Raw genomic sequence first — 18937 nt, 5'->3', positions numbered from 1 at the left:
ACACCCCTGTGGCCGCCCCCACCGCCAGTGGCAGCAGCCACTCCTTCACAGAAAGCACCTCGCTCCCCCATAGATCAACAGCAGGCCGAAAACCCGCCGCAACCAAACCATATTCATCCCCTTGAACCACTTTCCCCTGGCCCAGCCTCCCGCGGCTCCGCCCAGCAGATAGGGAAGGGCGGCCGCCAGATCCAGACCGCCCCGGCAAAAGTAGACCGCCGCCGAGAGGGCGCACAGGGGCAGGATCACCGCCACCGAGGTGGCAAAGGCCTGCCGCTGGTCCAGCTTGCAGTACCGGGTAAGGAGGGGCACCAGCACCGATCCGCCTCCGCCCCCGAAAAAGCCGTTGGTCAGTCCCGCCAGCGCCCCGGCCAGGAGGTACTTTCCCTTCTCGTTCAAACAAACGCCCCCTTGTCCGGCTTAGTTTGCCGGACAGGGAGGCGTATTATGCGGCAGGCCGCGGGCGGGCATGGCGTTTGCTTTAAAAAAGAAAACGCCGTTGCGAACGATATGAAGTCCGCGGCAACGTGTAGCATCGAAACCGTACAGACGCTACCCCTTCCAGGCCAGCTCCAAAAGCCAAACCGAAGCCCAGCCCAGCGGGTTCGGTTTGGAGAGGAGGAGCGACGGAATGAGTGAGAGATGACTTTTTATAATAAAAAGTCGTCGCGAACGATATGAAGTCCGCGACGACGTGGAGCTAGTGGTGGGAATCGAACCCACGGCCTGCTCATTACGAGTGAGCTGCTCTACCCCTGAGCCACACTAGCACACCATAGGAAGGCCATATCATTATAGCCGGGAAAACAAATTCCGTCAAGAGCGCATCCGCCCTCTTCCCGCTTTTTTCCCTTTATTTTACTGCAAACGTGCCTTCCCGGTCCGGCAAAGCCATAGGTTCACAGGGGCATGGGTTCTGCCACGCCGCATCCAACGGGTTTTCCGCCATCCTGATACTTCACCCGCAGGGCATCCAGCAGTTCCCCGTCCGGGTCCAGATACAGCCGGTGGTCAAACCCGTCCAGCAGGGCCCGGTGGCCGTCCCAGCAGGGGTCCAGGTCCACCTCCGCCATGGCGGGGATCCGGTATGCCCGCAGCAGCATGGCGGTGTGGCTGTCCACGCTTCCCTGCCGGGCGATCAGCCCCAGCAGCTTCCGGTTGTCCAGATCCATCACCTCGCTGGGGAGAAACTCGTCCGCCACCAGAATGGCCGGCCCGCCGCGCATGGGGTCCAAGGGGTGCCACCCCAGCAGCAGCCGTACCATCCGCCGGGCGATGTCCCGAATATCCGCCGCCCGGGCCTGCATATACAGGCTGTCCATGGCGGAAAATGCGGCGGCCAGCCGCTCCCCCGTGGTCTTGACGGCAAACTCCGCCGTAGTCCCCCGGTCCCGGATGGTGGTCAGGACCGTGTCCACAAAATCCCGGTCCTCCAGCAGCATGGAGTGGACCAAAAAGACCGAGGCGATCTCCATCCCCACCTGCCGGGACGCCCGGTCATAAAAGGCCTCCAGTTCCAGCACCGCCCGGCCCTGGGCCGTCCGGAAGCGGTCGCACTCCTCCTCGCTGGTTCTGGAGGAATACTCCGCCAGCTCCGGATGGCGGCGGCGGAGAAACCGGAGCCGCCCGTAAGACACCTGGTCCAATATGGATTTTCCTTCCGCGACGATCATTCGGATCCTCTCCCCTTCCTGAGACCGGCCTCAAAAGTTCGTAAGCTAGATTATATCTGGACAGACACCCTTTGTAAATAGTGATTCCCCCCAATTATTTGTGAATTTCCGCCAATTCTTCGTTCTGTCTTTTTCCATTTTTGTCAGGTTGGAAGTTTTTTCCTTCTTTTTTGCAGGATTTTGTCGAACCGCAGATCCCGGTGAAGAAAAGGGACCGCCTGTCCGACGAATTTACTTTACTTCAAAAAAGCGCCGTGCTATAATATTTCGGAAAGGGACAGAAACTCCAGGCCCTGTCCCACTCTACGGATATGACCGCCGACGCGGTTTTATGATTATTAATGATAAACAAGGAGGTCGCTCCCTATGGTTTCTGAACGTATGCTGGGGCTGGGCACCGCCCGCTCTGTGATCCGCGAGCTGTTTGAGTATGGAAAGCAGCGCGCCGCTGTGGTGGGCCCGGAAAACGTCTATGATTTCTCTCTGGGCAATCCCAGCGTCCCCGCCCCCGACGCGGTGAACGAGACCGCCATCCGCATTTTGAAGGAAAATCCCGACGTCATCCACTGCTACACCAGCGCCCAGGGCGACGCCGCCGCCCGCCAGCGCTTCGCCGACTCCCTGAACCGCCGCTTCGGCGGGGACTACACCGCCGACCAGTTCTACATCACCGTGGGCGCCGCCGCCTCCCTGTGCTGCGTCTTCAACGGCCTGACCTGCCCCGGGGACGAGTTCATCGTCTTCGCCCCCTATTTCCCCGAGTATAAGGTGTTCATCGAGGGCGCGGGGGCCAAGATGGTGCTGATTCCCCCGGAGATCGAGCACTTCCAGATCGACTTCGACGCCTTTGAGAAGGCCCTGACCCCCCACACCAAGGGCGTGGTCATCAACACCCCCAACAACCCCTCCGGCGTGGTCTACTCCCGGAAGACCCTGGAAAAGCTGGCCGCCGTCCTCACCGCCAAGGAGGCGGAGTACGGCCACCCCATCTACCTGGTCTCCGACGAGCCCTACCGGGAGATCGTGTTCCAGGGCTTTGAGGTCCCCTGGGTCCCCCACATCTACAAGGACACCATCGTGTGCTACTCCTTCTCCAAGTCCCTGTCCCTTCCCGGCGAGCGTCTGGGCTATGTCCTGGTCCCCGGCCAGGTCACCGACGCTTCCCAGGTCTACGCCGCCGTGGCGGGAGCGGGCCGCTCCCTGGGCTATGTGAACGCCCCCAGCCTGTTCCAGCAGGTCACCTCCCTGTGCTGCGACATGACCTCCGACCTGAAGGTGTACGAGCGCAACTGCCAGCTGCTGGTGTCCTCCCTGCGGGAGATGGGCTACCATGTGGCCGAGCCCGGCGGTGCCTTCTACCTGTTCCCCCGGTCCCTGGAGCCAGACGACATGGCCTTCAGCGAGCGGGCCAAGCAGTTCGACCTGCTGCTGGTCCCCGGCTCCGGCTTCGGCGCCCCCGGACACTTCCGTCTGGCCTACTGCGTCCAGACCGAGATGATCCAGCGGGCCCTGCCCAAGTTCCAGGCCCTGGCCGACTCCTACAAATAAACATACCGCTCCATCCAAGCGCCGGAGGCCGCCGCCTCCGGCGCTTGTCTCGTCCTCCCTGTAAAGCCGCCCTTTTCCGCCCAAAAAATGGATTTTGTATTGACAAATCCCCGGTTATCCCCTAGAATCTCTGATGCTGCCCTTTGCGGGGCGGCTTCGTCGGGACCTGACGTCCAGGTCCCTTTTTTTTGCCCTTTTCACGGATTCTGATCTTGATTTCATCACAAGGAGTTTTATCTGTCATGAAGAAAAAAAGCAGCTTCAGCGGCTCGCTGGGCTTTGTACTGGCCGCGGCGGGGAGCGCGGTGGGGGTTGGCAACATTTGGCGCTTCCCCTATCTGGCCGCCAAGGACGGCGGGGGCCTGTTCCTGATCCTGTATATCGTTCTCGTCTTTACCTTTGGTTTCACCCTGCTGACCACCGACGTGGCCATCGGGCGCCGCACCCATCAGAACGCCATGCGGGCCTTCGCCGCCATGGACCGCCGGTGGTCCTTCCTGGGCTGCCTCACCTTTTTGGTCCCCGCCCTCATCATGACCTACTACTCCGTCATCGGCGGCTGGATCTCCAAATATCTGGTGACCTACCTGACCTTCCGCGGGGCCGACGCCGCCCGGGACGGGTACTTCGTCTCCTTTATCACCTCCCAGTTTGCCCCAATTCTGTTCATGCTGGCCTTCCTGGCCGTCACCACCTTCATCGTCTACCGCGGGGTGGAAAAGGGTATTGAGAAGTTCTCTCGGATCGTTATGCCCGGCCTGATCCTGATGGTGGTGGGCATCGCCCTGTTCTCCCTGACCCTGCGCCACAGCGACGGGACCACCCTGCGCACCGGCCTCCAGGGGCTGGCCGTCTACCTGACCCCCAATCTGGAAGGACTCACCCTCTCCCGGTTCCTGGGCATCCTTCTGGACGCCATGAGCCAGATCTTTTTCTCCCTCAGCGTGTCCATGGGCATCATGATCACCTACGGCTCCTATGTAAAAAAGGACGTGAACCTCAGCCGCTCCCTGGGGCAGATCGAATTTTTCGATACCCTGGTGGCCTTTTTGGCGGGACTGATGATCATTCCCGCCGTATATGTCTTTTTCGGCACCGAGGGCATGTCCTCCGGCCCCAGCCTCATGTTCATCTCCCTGCCCAAGGTCTTTGAGTCCATGGGGCCTCTGGGGGCCGTGGTGGGTCTGGTATTCTTCCTGATGGTGGTCTTTGCCGCCCTCACATCCAACGTCTCCATCATGGAGACGCTGGTGGCCAACTGCATGGAGCTGTTCCACACCTCTCGGAAAAAGACCACGCTGGCCATCGGCCTGGTCTCCGCCGCGGCGGCCACCGTCATCTGCCTGGGCTATAACGTCCTCTACTTCGAGGTGGACCTGCCTACCGGTGCCCAGGCCCAGCAGCTGCTGGACGTGGTGGACTATATCAGCAACAGCTTCCTCATGCCCCTGATCTCCCTCCTCACCTGCATCCTGATGGGCTGGATCATCAAGCCCAAGTGGATCGTGGAGGAGATGGAATCCAGCGGCCACCCCTTCCGCCGCAAGGCCCTGTACACCTTTATGATCCGCTACGCCACCCCGGTGATGATGGCTGTGCTGTTTCTGGAATCCATCGGCCTGCTCTCCTACCTTCGCCGCCTCCTTGTGGGCTGATTCTCTTCCCATTCCCGCCCTCCGGCTGCCTGCCGGAGGGTTTCTTTTTCCTGGGATTTTTTCTGAGAGGTCTTGTCTCCCGGGGGACAATTTTATGGATTTCACACCTATCCAAACCGATGTTTTTCCTGTATCATAAGGGCGTCAAATAGATAGAATAAAAGAAATGTGATTCCCACAGGAGGAACAAACGCCATGAGAAAAACCAAGATCATCTGCACCCTGGGCCCCGCCGTGGACAGCGAGGACATGATCCGCGCCCTCATCCGCGCCGGCATGGACGCGGCCCGGTTCAATTTCTCCCACGGCAGCCACCCGGAGCACCTGGCCCGGCTGAACCGGCTCAAGTCCGTCCGGGACACCATGGGCCGGCCGGTGGCCACCATTCTGGACACCAAGGGCCCCGAGATCCGCATCAAGGGCTTTTCCGCCAAGACCGTCACCCTGGAGGCGGGCGCCCCCTTCACCCTGACCACCGACGAGGTCACAGGCGACCAGACCCGGGTGTCCGTCACCTACCCCAAGCTCCACCAGGAGCTGGCCCCGGGCCAGCAGGTGCTCATCGACGACGGCCTGGTGGCCATCCGGGTGGACCGGATCCAGGGCCATGACATCCTCTGCACCGTGGAGAACGGGGGCACCCTGTCCGCCAACAAGTCCCTCAACATCCCCGGGGTCCACATCCAGCTGCCCGCCCTCACCGAGAAGGATGTGGCCGACATCCGCTTCGGCGTGGAAAACGACTTCGACTATATCGCCGCCTCCTTCGTCCGCCGGGCCGCCGACGTGGAGGCCGTCCGCCAGGTGCTTCACGACTGCGGCGGCGGTGCCGTGAAGATCATCGCCAAGATTGAGAACCAGGAGGGCGTGGACAATGTGGACGAGATCCTGGCCGCCGCCGACGGCATCATGGTGGCCCGGGGCGACCTGGGGGTGGAGATCCCCGCCGCCAAGGTCCCCATTCTGCAAAAGCAGATGATCCGCAAGGGCCTCCAGGCGGGCAAGCCCGTCATCACCGCCACCCAGATGCTGGACTCCATGATGCGCAATCCCCGGCCCACCCGGGCGGAGGTGTCCGACGTGGCCAACGCCGTTTTTGACGGCACCGGCTGCGTCATGCTCTCCGGAGAGACCGCCGGGGGCAAGTACCCCCTGGAGGCCCTCACCGCCATGGCGGGCATCGTCACCGAGGCGGAACAATCCATCGACTACTGGCGACAGTTCCAGAAGCAGCGCATCATCCCCGCCTCCAACATCAACGACGCCATCACCCATACCTGCTGTCTCACCGCTATGGACCTGAACGCCCGGGCCATCCTGGCCGCCACCAGCTCCGGCCGCACCGCCCGGATGATCTGCCGGTTCCGCCCCGCCTGTCCCGTGGCCGCCCTGACCATGCAGGAGAAGGTCCGCCGCCAGCTGGCCATCTGCTGGGGAGTTATCCCCTTCCTCACCGGGGAGGTCAACTCCACCGACCGCATCTTCTCCCTGTCCGCCGAGGTGGCCCGGAAGGAGGGGCTGGTGAAAAACGGGGACACCGTGGTCATCACCGCCGGGGTCCCCCTGGGCCGGAGCGGCTCCACCAACCTCATCAAGGCCCAGGTCATCGACGAGGACGAGATGTGACCTTCAAAAGCAGTGCCGCCCGGTCCGGGGCGGCGCTGCTTCCCTCTTGGGAGAGCATTGCTTTTTTCTTCCCCTTGTGCTACCATATCCCACCGGGAAAGACGGTGAAAAGATGGGAAAAGTTTTGCGTGTTCTAAAGCAAGAGACGGTTTTGACCGTGGCCTGGGTGCTGGCCCTGGCCTCCATGGCCCTGGTGCCCCCGGACGGGGGTTACCGGGATTACATCGACTTTGATACTCTGATGCTGCTGTTCTCCCTCATGGCCGTCATGGCGGGGCTCCAACGTCTGGGGCTGTTCCGCCGCCTGGGTGAAGGCCTGCTGGCCCGGACGGCCACCACCCGGCAGCTGGAGGGCGTGCTTATCTTCCTGCCCTTCTTCACCAGCATGGCGGTGACCAACGACGTAGCCCTCATCACCTTCGTTCCCTTTACCCTGGAGGTGCTGGCTCTGGCGGACCGGGAAGACCGGCTGATTCCCGTGGTGGTGATGCAGACCATCGCCGCCAACCTGGGCAGCATGACCACCCCCATCGGCAACCCCCAGAACCTGTACCTTTACGCCCACTATGGGCTGAGCCTGGGGACGTTTTTCCGGACCATGCTCCCTCTGACCCTGGCCGCCGCCCTGCTGCTGGGACTGTTTATCGTGATGGGGCCTTCCCGGCCCCTGACTATTCCCTCTTTTCCGCCCCATTCCCCCCTGGACCGGAGCCGGCTGTCCATGTACGCCTGCCTGTTTCTCCTGTGTCTGGGCGCGGTGGCAGGCCTGATCCCCGTCTGGTCCCCGGCGGCCCTGGTCCTTCTGCTCCTGCTCTGCGCGGACCGTCCCGTCCTGAAAGGGGTGGACTATTCCCTCCTGCTCACCTTTGTGGGCTTTTTCCTGTTCGTGGGCAATCTGGGCCGCCTGCCCGCCTTCCGTGCCCTTTTCCGGCAGCTCCTGACGGGCCACGAGGTCCTCTGCGCCGTGTTGGCCAGCCAGGTGATCAGCAATGTCCCCGCCGCCCTCCTTCTCTCCGGCTTCACGGAAAACGGCCGGGCCCTGCTGGTGGGCACCAATCTGGGTGGACTGGGCACCTTGATCGCCTCCATGGCCAGCCTCATCTCCTACAAACAGATCGCCCGGACCTACCCCCGCCTCCGGGGCCGGTACCTGCTTTGGTTCACCGGAGCCAACCTGGTGTTCCTCCTGGCCCTGCTGGGGCTGTACGCCCTGACTCCATGACCCGCGCCCCCGGACCGTCCCGCGGTTCGGGGCTTCTTTTCGCCCATAGGCCGTCATTCAGAGACATATGTCGTTGTTCGGCGGTATATTGCAAAATTTTTTCCTCTTTTTTTATTTTTCTATTGACTTTGGCGCTTTTTGGCGTTAAACTGCAACACAGTAAAGCAACGAACTGTTGTATTGAGAGGAATGGTTACTTATGGTCATTAAAGCTGTCATGCTGCTGGTATTCTTCGGCGTCATGGTGGGCATCGGCTTGTACTGCCGGAAAAACGCCACCGACGTCAACGGATTCGTGCTGGGCGGCCGGTCCGTCGGTCCCTGGCTCACCGCCTTCGCTTACGGCACCTCCTACTTCTCCGCCGTGGTCTTCGTGGGCTACGCGGGACAGTTCGGCTGGAAATACGGCATCGCCGCCACCTGGGCGGGCATCGGCAACGCCCTGCTGGGCTCTCTGCTGGCCTGGGTCGTTCTGGGCCGCCGCACCCGTATCATGACCCAGCACCTGAACTCCGCCACCATGCCTGAGTTCTTCGGCAAACGGTTTGGCTCCACCTCCCTGAAGATCGCCGCCTCCATCATCATTTTCATCTTCCTGATTCCCTACACCGCCAGCCTGTACAACGGCCTGTCCCGCCTGTTCGGCATGGCCTTCGACATCGATTACTCCGTCTGCGTCATCGTCATGGCCATTCTCACCGGCATCTATGTCATTGCCGGCGGCTACATGGCCACCGCCATCAACGACTTCATCCAGGGTATCATCATGATCTTCGGCATCTGCGCGGTCATCTTCGCCGTGCTCCACAGCCAGGGCGGCTTCCTGGCGGCCCTGAAGGGTCTGGCTGAGATCAGCGACCCCGCCGTCTCCGACGCCCCCGGCGTCTTCGCCTCCTTCTTTGGCCCTGATCCCATCAACCTGCTGGGCGTGGTCATCCTGACCTCTCTGGGCACCTGGGGCCTGCCTCAGATGGTCCAGAAGTTCTACGCCATCAAGAGCGAGAAGTCCATCGACACCGGCACCGTCATCTCCACCCTCTTCGCCGTCATCGTGGCCGGCGGCTGCTACTTCCTGGGCGGCTTCGGCCGGCTGTTCTCCGACAAGATCGACATCGCAGCCAACGGCTATGACTCCGTCATCCCCACCATGCTGTCCGGCCTGCCTGACCTTCTGCTGGCCGTGGTGGTCATTCTGGTCCTGTCCGCCTCCATGTCCACCCTGTCCTCCCTGGTGCTGACCTCCAGCTCCACCCTCACCCTGGACCTGCTGAAGGGCCACGTCATCAAGGACATGGACGAGAAACGCCAGGTCTTCATCATGCGCTGTCTCATCGTGGTGTTCATCGTCATCTCCGTCATCCTGGCCATTATCCAGTACAAGTCCAGCGTCACCTTCATCGCCCAGCTCATGGGCGTCAGCTGGGGCGCTCTGGCCGGTGCCTTCCTGGCTCCCTTCCTCTATGGCCTGTACTGGAAGAAGGCCACCAAGGCCGCCTGCTGGGTCAGCTTCCTGTTCTCCACCATCGTGATGATCGCCAACATCTTTGTCCGCGCCTCCTTCCCCACCCTGCTCCAGTCCCCCATCAACGCCGGCGCCTTCTGCATGATCGCCGGACTGATCATCGTACCGGTGGTATCCCTCGTCACCCCCAAGCCCAACCAGAAGCTGGTGGATGACGCCTTCTCCTGCTATGAGGAAAAGGTTCTGGTCCCCCAGAGCCAGGCCCTGGGCGAGCATAAATAATCAACTCCCACTCTTTCCAAATAAGGGGGACCTGTGGTATGCTGAATAAGCGTATCACAGGTTTTCCTTTTCCATCCTCACCCCTGAAAGGACTGTTTTCCATGATCGTGGATTTCCACACCCATACCTTCCCCGACAAGATCGCCGCGCCCACCATTCAGAAGCTCCAGTCCCTGTCCCACACCAAGCCCTTCTCCGACGGCACCGTCTCCGGGCTGGCCGCCTCCATGAAGGCCGCCGGTGTGGACTGGTCGGTGGTCCTGCCCGTGGCAACCAGCAGCCGTCAGGTCCCCCACGTCAACGACGCCTCCGCCCGCCTCAACGAGGAGGGACGGAACGACGGCATTCTGTCCTTCGGCTGCATGCACCCCGACTTTCCCGACTGGAAGGAAGAACTGGCCCGGATCGCCGGGCTGGGCATCCGGGGCATCAAGCTCCACCCGGTCTACCAGGGGGTGGATTTCGACGACCCCCGGTACCTGCGCATCCTGGACCGGGCGGCGGAGGTGGGGCTGCTGGTCCTGACCCACGCTGGGCTGGATGTGGGCTTCCCCGACAAGGTGAACTGCTCCCCCGAGATGATCCTCCGGGCGGTGCGCCAGGTGGGACCTGTCCCCCTGGTTCTGGCCCACATGGGGGGCTGGCGGAACTGGGACCAGGTGGAGGAGCTGCTGGTGGACACCCAGGTCTATCTGGACACCTCCTTCTCTCTGGGGAACATGACCCCCAACGGGGACGGCTACTACGGCCCCGGCGACCTGGCCCTGATGGGACAGGAGCAGTTCCTCCGCATGGTGCGGAAATTCGGCGCCCACCGTCTCCTTTTCGGCACCGACAGCCCCTGGGGCGGCCAGAAGGAGGGCCTGGAGCTGTTCCGCACTCTGCCGCTGTCCCCAGAGGAACAGTCGGCCATTCTGGGCGGCAACGCCCAAAGACTGCTGGGACTGTCCTGACTCCCAACAAAACGAAAAAGGCCCCGCCGCATGTCGCGGCGGGGTCTTTCAGTTGATCGGAAAATCCTGCGAAACACCGATTCCTGCCATTTTCGGTAGGGCGGGGGCTTGCCCCCGCCGATGGCCCTTACAAGTTTTGACGGCGGCCCCAAGGGGGCGCTCTACCGGAGCGCACAGAGCAATGGTATTTCCTGACCGGGGCAGATCAATACAGCTTGTCCAGGATGTCCACAATATCGCCGATGACGCCCTCGTCACAGTGGCACAGCACCCGCGCTCCCCAGTCCTTGACCTCCTGGGCGCAGTTGGCCGGGGCAAATGGGATAGCCGAGTGGGCCAGCATGGGGATGTCGTTCTGGTTGTCCCCCACGCAGTACATGTGTCCGGGGGCCACCCCCATCAGCCGCGCCGCCTTGACCGCCATCTCCCCCTTGGTGCTCCCTTTCTCGGTGACCTCCAGATAATACTGGTTGGAGAAAATGGCCTCGTACCATTGCCCATAGCGCTCCAGCAGCCACTTCTGGACCTGGAGAAGGATGGGGTACTCCTGCTGCAGGATGGCCTTGGTCCAGGGGGTGGGCATCTCCGCCACCGGGCGCACCTCATAGCCCGTGCCCACCTTTTTCATGTGGGCGTCGGTGATGGGGTTGGGGTTCCACACGAAGATATCCTCCCCGTGGTAGACCTCAATGGCCAAAGAGGGGAATTGCGCCAACACCGCCCCCAGGTCCTCCGGGGCCGTGGCGGGCAGATAGGTCTGCTCCAGCATCCGCTCCGTCCCAAAGTCGTAGAGGGCGGAGCCGTTGGACAGGACCACCGGCCCGTCAATGGGCACCAGATGGACATAGGGCGCGAAGGTCCGGTGCGCCCGCCCGGTGGCCACGGTGAACTTCCCGCCCTGGGCGCGGAAGTACTCAATGGCCCGCAGGTTTCGCTCCGGTACCTGGTGGTGGGAGTCGTACAAAGTATCATCAAAGTCGCTGACCAGCAGCAGACCGTCAAATTTTCCCATAATGGGCCTCTCTTTCTGCCCGTTTTGGGGCTTGAATCATTTTATGCAATCCCCGGAGGTTTGTCAAGGGACGGGGCGCCTCTGATGACCGGATTCCTGCGCCTGCTCCTCTGCCCCGTCCGATTGGCGGCCGTGCTGCAAAAAGCGGCATTTTGTTCATAATTTCTCTCTTTTTTCCAATCCCCGATCCTGCTATACTATAATTTAACGCTTCATTTTCCGTTTGCAGAAAGGATGACTTTTGCTTGGCTCAATCTCACAAGGACGAGGAGGCCCTGGCCAGCGCCCCCATTGGCCACCTCATGTTCAAGCTGGCGGTGCCGTCGGTGGCTGCCCAGCTCATCAACATGCTCTATAACATCGTGGACCGGATCTACATCGGCCATATCCCGGAGGTGGGCCAGCTGGCCCTGACCGGCGTGGGCATCACCTTCCCCATCCTCATGCTCATCTCCGCCTTCGCCGCCTTCTTCGGCGCGGGCGGCGCGCCCCTGGCCTCCATCCGCCTGGGGGCCGGAGACCGGGAGGGAGCGGAGCGGATCCTGGGCAATTCCCTGACCATGCTGCTGTGTACGGCAGCGGTGCTCACTGTCACCTTCTCCGCCTTCAAGCGGCCCATTCTCATGGCTTTCGGCGCTTCAGAGGCCACCATCGGCTACGCCCTGGACTACATCTCCATCTATCTGCTGGGCACTATCTTTGTCCAGCTGGCCCTGGGATTGAACCCCTTCATCAGCGCCCAGGGCAAATCCCTGGTGGCCATGTGCTCGGTGCTCATCGGGGCGGTACTCAACATCGTCCTGGACCCAGTATTTATCTTTGTCTTTGGCCTGGGTGTCCGGGGCGCGGCCACCGCCACCATCCTCTCCCAGGCGGTCAGCGCTACCTGGGTCCTGTTCTTCCTCTGCTCCCACCGCTCCGGCCTCCGGGTCCGCCCCGCCAATATGCGGCCCTGCAAGCCCGTGGTGGGCAGGATCGCCAGTCTGGGCGTGGCTCCCTTCATCATGCAGTCCACTGAGAGCCTGGTCACCGTGGTACTGAACACCGGGCTCCAGACCTACGGCGGCGACCTGTATGTAGGCAGCCTGACCATCATGCAGAGCGTGATGCAGATGGTGGTCCTGCCCATCCAGGGGATCACCCAGGGTACCCAGCCCATCATGAGCTACAACTACGGCGCGGGCAACTACCAGCGGGTCCGGGCCACCTTCAAGCGGCTGCTGACCGTGACCCTCAGCGCCACCATTCTGGCGTTCCTGCTGGTGTCCAGCTTCCCAGGCGCCCTCGCCCGGCTGTTCAACGACGATCCGGAGCTGGTGGCCCTGGTGAGCCGGGTCATGCCCATCTTCTTCGGCGGGATCTGGGCCTTTGGGGCGCAGATGGCCTGCCAGTGCGCCTTTATGGCCCTGGGCCAGGCCAAAACCAGCCTGTTTTTGGCCCTGCTGCGGAAGGTCATCCTGCTCATCCCCCTGGCCCTGATCCTTCCCCGGCTCACAGGCAGCGTCATGGGCATCTACACAGCGGAGCCCATCGCCGACTTCCTGGCCTCCGCCACCACCCTGACTCTGTTCCTCTCCCGGCGCAAGAAGCTGCTGCCGGTGGCTGGCGAACAGCATTAAAAAACATCCGGTCCCCTGATCTGGGGGCCGGATGTTTTTTATTCGGGCAGGATCTCCTCCTCCAGGGTGGGCCGGCGCCGGACCAGCACCAGGTCGCACAGCCGGAGCAGGGCGGCGGCCAGGACAAACAAGGAGGCCCAGGCGTTCAGGTCCGCGGAGCGGCGGGCCGTCTGACCGGCGCAGCGGCTCTCCTCCCAGGTGTCCAGGGCCAGACCGAAGAAGAAGGTCAGACAGCCGACGACCAGGGCGCTGGCCACCAGCCGGATCTGGAACACATCCGGGACCTCCTTCTCCTCCCCCAACAGCACCCGGCACAGCCCCTCCCGCTGGATGGCCGTCCCCTGCCAGGACAGGCAGATGGATAAAATCAGCAGGACCAGAAAGGCCAGGGACGTGTCGGCGGTACGCAGCTGGCCGCACAGCTCCTGCTTCTGTGTTTCCGTCATAAAGGGCACCCCCCTGTTTATTCTATCCCAGGGGACGTCCTTTGGTGCCTCTTGCGGGCGGCCACACAGGGCCGCCCCTACAGGAATCGGCTCCAGGCTTTTTGTAGGGCAGGGCCTGCCCCCGCCACCTTCCGCCGCTTACTCCTCCAAAAACCACTCCACCGGTTTATGGAAAAATTCCGCGAAATATTTCAGTTCAAAATCCGGGACCACCCGTTTGCCGCTTTCTATTCTGCTGACGGTTTTTTGGGTGATCTCCATACCCGACAGCTGTAGTTTTGCCGCTAATGCTTCCTGGGATAACTCCATTTCATTCCTTAATCTGCGGATTTTTTCACCTGAAATATTGCATTTTCCCTTATATAAATACATCTTCACAATCAGCATTCCTTACTTCAAAGATGAGTAACCTCATCGTTGACAGTAACAGGTTGATTACGGTAGTATTATCCCAAACATGACTAAACAGGTGATATGATGAGAGAAAAAATCGAGGAACTGCTCTGGTCCAAAGGGCTGACTCCCAACTACCGGGGCTTTCTCTATCTGACTGACATTCTGGAGCTGGCCGGACAGGGCCGCCCCATCGACCGCAATATGCTCTCTGCCGTCGCCCAGGCCCACGGAGTCACTCCTCCCTCCGTCCATCAGGCGGTGACGCTTGCCCTGCAGTGCATGGACCTGCCCCGGACTTTCCCCGGTCCCAGCAAGGAGCGGCTTTACCAAAAGATCAATTTCCTGTACCGGCAGCTCTGAGCCGGGGTTCCAACAGGACGCTTTCTTCGCACGCCCGCTGACCGGCATGAAAAAAGGACGCTTCCGCGTCCTTTTTTGCATTTAAAACCACTGTTCCAAAACTTTGGCCACGCCGTCCTCCTGGTTGGACAGGGCCACCAGGTCCGCCGCCGCCAGCGTCTCCGGGGAGGCGTTGGCCATGGCCACCCCAACCCCGGCCTGCTCCAGCATGGTCACGTCGTTGGTGCCGTCTCCGAAGGCCACAGTCTCCGCCGGGTCGATGGACAGCGCCCGGCACAGGGCCAGCAGCGCCGCCCCCTTGGTGGCGTCCGGGGCGTTGATCTCCAGGTTGTGGGCGATGGAAATGGAGAGCACCAGCTCCGGAAACTCCCGGCGCAGCCGCTCCATCACCTGGGGCCGCAGCTCCAGGTGGGGGAAAAATCCCTGGATCTTCTGGACCGTGTTTCCGCCGGTACGCACCGTCTCCCGGAAGTGGTCCACGGGGGTACGGCTCCGGAGGGTCAGGGCCCGGGACACCGGATCGGGGATATAGTAGTCCAGCCGGTCGTAGTACGTCCGGTCCATCAGACCCCGGTCGTTCTGATAGCAGTCCACGGTGGCGTCCAGCGGTCCAAACAAGTCAAAGACCCGCTCCGCCGTCTCCAGATCGATCTCCGCCCGGTAGAGGACCTTGTCCTCCTGGCGGTCATAGACCTTGGCCCCGTTCATCAGGATAAAGTAGCGCAAAAAGGGCATGTCCCGCAGCTCCTGGGGGATGCCGCCGAAAAACCGGCCGGTGGCCATCACCACCTGGGCCCCCTGGGCGGCGGCCCGCTCCAGAGCCGCCCGGTTGGCGGGAGACAGACTCTTGTCGTTTCGGAGCAAGGTGCCGTCCAAGTCGGTCAAAATCAGCTTTGGCTTCATTCTATTCCCGCTCCCTCAGAACTTGGCGCCGCCGAACTCGGCCAGCTTCAGACCCTTGTTCCGGTCCTGGACCCACTGGATGGACCACTGGGAGGCAAACAGCAGCAGCTGGTTACCCTTGTAGTCCTCCACCAGCTTGGCGTCGTTGGGCAGCAGCAGGTCCTCTTCCTTCAGGGCGGGGGCGTCCTCCTCCTCTTTCACGATCCAGCGCAGGTATTCAAAGGGCAGGCCCTCCTTGTACAGCTCCACGTTGTACTCGCTGCGCAGGCGGTATTCCAGCACGTCGAACTGCAGGGTACCCACCACGCCCACAATGACCTCCTCCATACCGGAGTAGGGGGTCTTGAAGATCTGGATGGCGCCCTCCTGGGCGATCTGCTCCACGCCCTTCAAAAACTGCTTGCGCTTCATGGTGTCGATGGAGCGGATGCGCTGGAAGTGCTCAGGGGCGAAGGTGGGGATGGGGTCGAATTTGAACTTCTTGCCTGGGGCGCACAGGGTATCTCCGATGGAGAAGATACCCGGGTCAAAGACGCCGATGATGTCCCCGGCGTAGGCCTCCTCGATGATCTCACGCTCGGCGGCCATCAGCTGCTGTGGACGGGACAAGCGGATCTTCTTGCCTCCCTGGACGTGGTAGACCTCCTTGTCCGCCTCGAACTTGCCGGAGCACACCCGCATAAAGGCGATGCGGTCCCGGTGGGCCTTGTTCATGTTGGCCTGGATCTTGAACACAAAGGCGGAAAAGTCATCGTCGAAAGAGTCGATGACCTCCTCCCCCGCCTTCCGGGGCAGGGGAGCGGTGGTCATGCGCAAAAACTCCTCCAGGAAGGGCTCCACGCCGAAGTTGGTCAGGGCGGAGCCGAAGAAGACGGGGGACAGCTTGCCGTGGCGCACCCGCTCCACATCGAAATCGCAGGAGGCGCCGTCCAACAGCTCGATCTCGTCCACCAGCTGGTCCCGCTTGGCCGCGCCGATGAGATCGGCCAGGGCGGGGTCGTCGGGCTCGATCTCGGTGGCGGTGGCCGCCTTGGCGTTGGTGTTAGAGGTGAAGTGAATGACCTTCCGGTTCTGGCGGTCATACACGCCCTTAAACTCCTTGCCGCAGCCGATGGGCCAGTTCATGGCGTAGGTGTCGATGCCCAGCTCATGCTCCAGCTCCTCACACAGCTCAAAGGGGTCCCGGGCCTCCCGGTCCATCTTGTTGATAAAGGTGAAGATGGGGATGTCCCGCAGGGCGCACACCTTGAACAGCTTCCGGGTCTGGGCCTCCACGCCCTTGGCGGCGTCGATGACCATGACGGCGGAGTCGGCGGCCATAAGGGTGCGGTAAGTGTCCTCGGAGAAGTCCTGGTGGCCAGGGGTGTCCAGGATGTTGATACAGAAGCCCTCATACTGGAACTGCATGACCGAGGAGGTGACGGAGATGCCGCGCTGCTTCTCGATCTCCATCCAGTCGGAGGTGGCGGCCCGGGTGTTCTTCTTGCCCTTGACCTGGCCGGCCTGGGCGATGGCTCCGCCGTAGAGCAGGAACTTCTCCGTCAGAGTCGTCTTACCGGCGTCCGGGTGGGAGATGATGGCGAAGGTCCTCCGGCGCTTGATCTCAGATTCATATTTCGACAAAAGGGTCCACTCCCTTACAAAAATTCGCGATTCAGCAAATTATTTTACCATAGGACGTCCTCCGCCGCAAGGGGAAGGTTGTCCGGACCGCGAAAAAACCTGTCACTCCAGGGCAGCAGCGGAAACAGTCACGTAGGGCCGGCGGCTTTTCTGCACAAGAGGCGTCCCCCTCTGTGCCCTTCTTCCAAAAAACATGGGTCCCGCCGAAACCGGCGGGACCCATATGTATGCAGTATTTGGGAAGTCTCGATTAGAAAATGCCCTGAGCCATCATGGCATCAGCAACACGCTGGAAGCCCACGATGTTGGCGCCGGCGACCAGGTCATAGCCCAGGCCATAGCGCTCGGCAACCTCGACGGAGGAGTGGTAGATGTTCTTCATGATGCCCTGCAGCTTGGCGTCCACTTCCTCAGCGGTCCAGTACAGACGCTCAGCGTTCTGAGCCATCTCCAGCTCGGAGACGGACACGCCGCCGGCGTTGACAGCCTTGGAGGGAGCGACCACCATGTGCTTCTGCTCCTTCAGGAACTCCAGAGCGTCGTTGGTGGTGGGCATGTTGGCGACCTCGATGTAGTACTTCACGCCGGACTCAGCGATCTTCTTGGCCCAATCCATGTTGACGTCGTTCTGGGTAGCGGCGGGCATGTAGATGTCCACGTCCTTGACGCCCCAGCACTTCTGACCGGGCACGAACTCGCAGCCGAACTTCTCGGCATAGGAGGCGCAGTGAGCGGGATCCTTGGCACGCATCTCCAGGATGTAGTTCAGCTTCTCCTCGGTGCAGACGCCGTCGGGATCGTGGATGTAGCCGTCGGGGCCGGCGAAGTAAGTGACCTTGGCGCCCAGCTCGGTGGCCTTCTTCATGATGCCCCAGCCCACGTTGCCGTAGCCGGACATAGCGATGCGCTTGCCCTTGATGTCCTCGCCGTCGTGCTTCAGAGCCTCGACCAGATAGTAGACAGCGCCGTAGCCGGTGGCCTCGGGACGCATCAGGGAACCGCCGGTAGCGACGGACTTGCCGGACAGAGCGCCGAACTCGGCAGCGCCCACCAGGCGGCGGTACTGGCCGTACATGTAGTTGATCTCACGGCCGCCGCAGCCCAGGTCGCCGGCGGGGCAGTCGATGTCCTGGCCGATGTGGCGGTACAGCTCGCTGATAAAGGCCTGGCAGAAACGCATGATCTCGGTCTCGCTCTTGCCGCGGGGATCGAAGTCGGAACCGCCCTTGGCGCCGCCGATGGGCAGGCCGGTCAGAGCGTCCTTGAAGGTCTGCTCAAAGCCCAGGAATTTGATGATGGACAGGTTGACAGAGGGGTCAAAGCGGATGCCGCCCTTGTAGGGGCCCAGGGCGCCGTTGTACTGAACACGGTAGCCGCGGTTGACCTGCCAAACATGGTTGTCGTCCTCCCAGACAACGCGGAACTCGATGGTGCGCTCGGGCTCGACCATACGCTCCAGCAGAGCAACCTCTTCATACTCGGGGTGGGCGTTGATGACGGGCTCCAGGGAAGTGAAGACCTCCTCAACGGTCTGCAGGAACTCGGGCTCGTTGGCGTTCTTGGCACGGGTGTCGGCGAGGACGCGCTCAATGTACTTGTTCATTGGTATCTCCTCCTTCAAAATATAAAACGCAGGGTGATTTTGACGGAACCCCTTCATTTTTGAGGAAGTCTTCGGAAATCTCTCGGAATGGGCTCCGTTCCTCTCTCTATATGTATATCATAGCACAAAAAGTCGAGGAGTAAAGCAGGATTTTTGTGGGGGCCGCCACAATCAAATGGCTGTGGCAGGTAAATTTTTGTCCCTTTTCATCTCTTTGGAAGCCAAAAAATAGCCGTTCCCACAAAAAGGAACGGCCATTTTTGTTCAAAACGCAAGTTTTCAGTCAAAAGCAAGGCCCAGATAGGCGGTGGAATCCCAATCCCAGCAGGCGGCCATGCCGGGGTCCAGCCATTTCAGCATGGCGAAATTCCAGCCGCCGGACCCGTTTGACACAGGCTCCCGCACCAGCCACCGCTCCGCCGGGGCCACACGGGCCAGGTCCGGAAGGGACAACCGCTTGGCCGCTTGGCTGCCCAGGTGCTCTTTCACGATCACCAGGCCGTCCCCCGCCCCCTCGGCACACAGGCAGACGGCCCCCTCCGGGGTCTCTCCCC

16 protein-coding genes, 1 tRNA gene and 1 pseudogene are annotated in these 18937 nt (G+C 61.6%); 8 read left to right on the top strand and 10 right to left on the bottom strand.

All coding sequences use genetic code 11. From position 1 onward, the window contains the following. Window positions 1-45: 45 nt before the first annotated feature. The 3 genes from I6E42_RS12140 to I6E42_RS12130 form a co-directional block, all read right to left on the bottom strand. On the bottom strand, window positions 46-399 hold the full coding sequence (locus tag I6E42_RS12140) for a sulfite exporter TauE/SafE family protein (protein ID WP_235372276.1): 354 nt from the start codon (window positions 397-399) through the stop codon (window positions 46-48). Window positions 400-695: 296 nt separating this feature from the next. Then, a tRNA-Thr gene (locus tag I6E42_RS12135) sits at window positions 696-770 on the bottom strand. A gap of 129 nt (window positions 771-899) precedes the next feature. Then, complete coding sequence (locus I6E42_RS12130; RefSeq protein WP_235372275.1) at window positions 900-1673, bottom strand: phosphoenolpyruvate-utilizing N-terminal domain-containing protein; 774 nt, start codon at window positions 1671-1673, stop codon at window positions 900-902. A 366-nt stretch (window positions 1674-2039) separates the two neighbouring features. Between I6E42_RS12130 and I6E42_RS12125 the strand changes: the two genes are divergently transcribed. The 6 genes from I6E42_RS12125 (at window position 2040) to I6E42_RS12100 (ending at window position 10421) form a co-directional block, all read left to right on the top strand. Next, complete coding sequence (locus I6E42_RS12125) at window positions 2040-3221, top strand: pyridoxal phosphate-dependent aminotransferase (protein ID WP_235372274.1); 1182 nt, start codon at window positions 2040-2042, stop codon at window positions 3219-3221. Window positions 3222-3463: 242 nt separating this feature from the next. Next, window positions 3464-4876 (top strand): sodium-dependent transporter, encoded by a 1413-nt coding sequence (locus I6E42_RS12120; protein ID WP_235372273.1) that lies wholly within the window; start codon window positions 3464-3466, stop codon window positions 4874-4876. A gap of 195 nt (window positions 4877-5071) precedes the next feature. Next, complete coding sequence (gene pyk / locus I6E42_RS12115) at window positions 5072-6502, top strand: pyruvate kinase (RefSeq protein ID WP_235372272.1); 1431 nt, start codon at window positions 5072-5074, stop codon at window positions 6500-6502. Between the two features lie 112 nt (window positions 6503-6614). Then, entirely contained in the window at window positions 6615-7724 is a 1110-nt protein-coding gene (locus I6E42_RS12110) for an SLC13 family permease (protein WP_235372271.1), read from the top strand. 199 nt (window positions 7725-7923) lie between these two features. Next, complete coding sequence (locus tag I6E42_RS12105) at window positions 7924-9468, top strand: sodium:solute symporter family protein (RefSeq protein WP_235372270.1); 1545 nt, start codon at window positions 7924-7926, stop codon at window positions 9466-9468. A gap of 38 nt (window positions 9469-9506) precedes the next feature. Continuing rightward, window positions 9507-10421 (top strand): amidohydrolase family protein, encoded by a 915-nt coding sequence (locus I6E42_RS12100; RefSeq protein ID WP_235372269.1) that lies wholly within the window; start codon window positions 9507-9509, stop codon window positions 10419-10421. 205 nt (window positions 10422-10626) lie between these two features. Here I6E42_RS12100 and I6E42_RS12095 read toward each other — a convergent pair whose 3' ends face one another. Next, complete coding sequence (locus I6E42_RS12095; protein ID WP_235372268.1) at window positions 10627-11433, bottom strand: HAD-IIB family hydrolase; 807 nt, start codon at window positions 11431-11433, stop codon at window positions 10627-10629. Window positions 11434-11678: 245 nt separating this feature from the next. On the opposite strand from I6E42_RS12095, the gene I6E42_RS12090 reads away from it, so the two are divergent. Next, window positions 11679-13052: an MATE family efflux transporter gene (locus tag I6E42_RS12090; protein ID WP_235372267.1), complete on the top strand. Its 1374-nt coding sequence runs from the start codon at window positions 11679-11681 to the stop codon at window positions 13050-13052. A 38-nt stretch (window positions 13053-13090) separates the two neighbouring features. Here the strand turns inward: I6E42_RS12090 and I6E42_RS12085 are convergent, their stop codons facing one another. Next, window positions 13091-13498, bottom strand: a complete 408-nt coding sequence (locus I6E42_RS12085; protein WP_235372266.1) for a hypothetical protein — start codon at window positions 13496-13498, stop codon at window positions 13091-13093. A 138-nt stretch (window positions 13499-13636) separates the two neighbouring features. Next, the gene (locus I6E42_RS12080; RefSeq protein ID WP_235372277.1) at window positions 13637-13870 is read right to left on the bottom strand and encodes a helix-turn-helix domain-containing protein; all 234 of its coding nucleotides are present in this window, start codon (window positions 13868-13870) and stop codon (window positions 13637-13639) included. 102 nt (window positions 13871-13972) lie between these two features. Between I6E42_RS12080 and I6E42_RS12075 the strand changes: the two genes are divergently transcribed. Next, the gene (locus I6E42_RS12075) at window positions 13973-14254 is read left to right on the top strand and encodes an aldo-keto reductase family protein (protein ID WP_235372265.1); all 282 of its coding nucleotides are present in this window, start codon (window positions 13973-13975) and stop codon (window positions 14252-14254) included. Window positions 14255-14335: 81 nt separating this feature from the next. Here I6E42_RS12075 and I6E42_RS12070 read toward each other — a convergent pair whose 3' ends face one another. The 4 genes and pseudogenes from I6E42_RS12070 to I6E42_RS12055 form a co-directional block, all read right to left on the bottom strand. Continuing rightward, window positions 14336-15157: an HAD family hydrolase gene (locus I6E42_RS12070; protein ID WP_235372264.1), complete on the bottom strand. Its 822-nt coding sequence runs from the start codon at window positions 15155-15157 to the stop codon at window positions 14336-14338. 15 nt (window positions 15158-15172) lie between these two features. Continuing rightward, the gene (locus I6E42_RS12065; protein WP_235372263.1) at window positions 15173-16780 is read right to left on the bottom strand and encodes a peptide chain release factor 3; all 1608 of its coding nucleotides are present in this window, start codon (window positions 16778-16780) and stop codon (window positions 15173-15175) included. A gap of 250 nt (window positions 16781-17030) precedes the next feature. Next, entirely contained in the window at window positions 17031-18383 is a 1353-nt protein-coding gene (gene gdhA, locus I6E42_RS12060) for an NADP-specific glutamate dehydrogenase (RefSeq protein WP_235372262.1), read from the bottom strand. A gap of 279 nt (window positions 18384-18662) precedes the next feature. Next, a pseudogene (locus I6E42_RS12055) lies at window positions 18663-18937 on the bottom strand (hypothetical protein); the annotation flags it as partial.

Source organism: Pseudoflavonifractor phocaeensis (assembly GCF_021531815.1).
Lineage (GTDB): Bacteria > Bacillota > Clostridia > Oscillospirales > Oscillospiraceae > Lawsonibacter > Lawsonibacter phocaeensis_A.
Note: the sequence above shows the minus strand (reverse complement) of the source record. Positions and strands in the feature narration are given on the sequence as shown.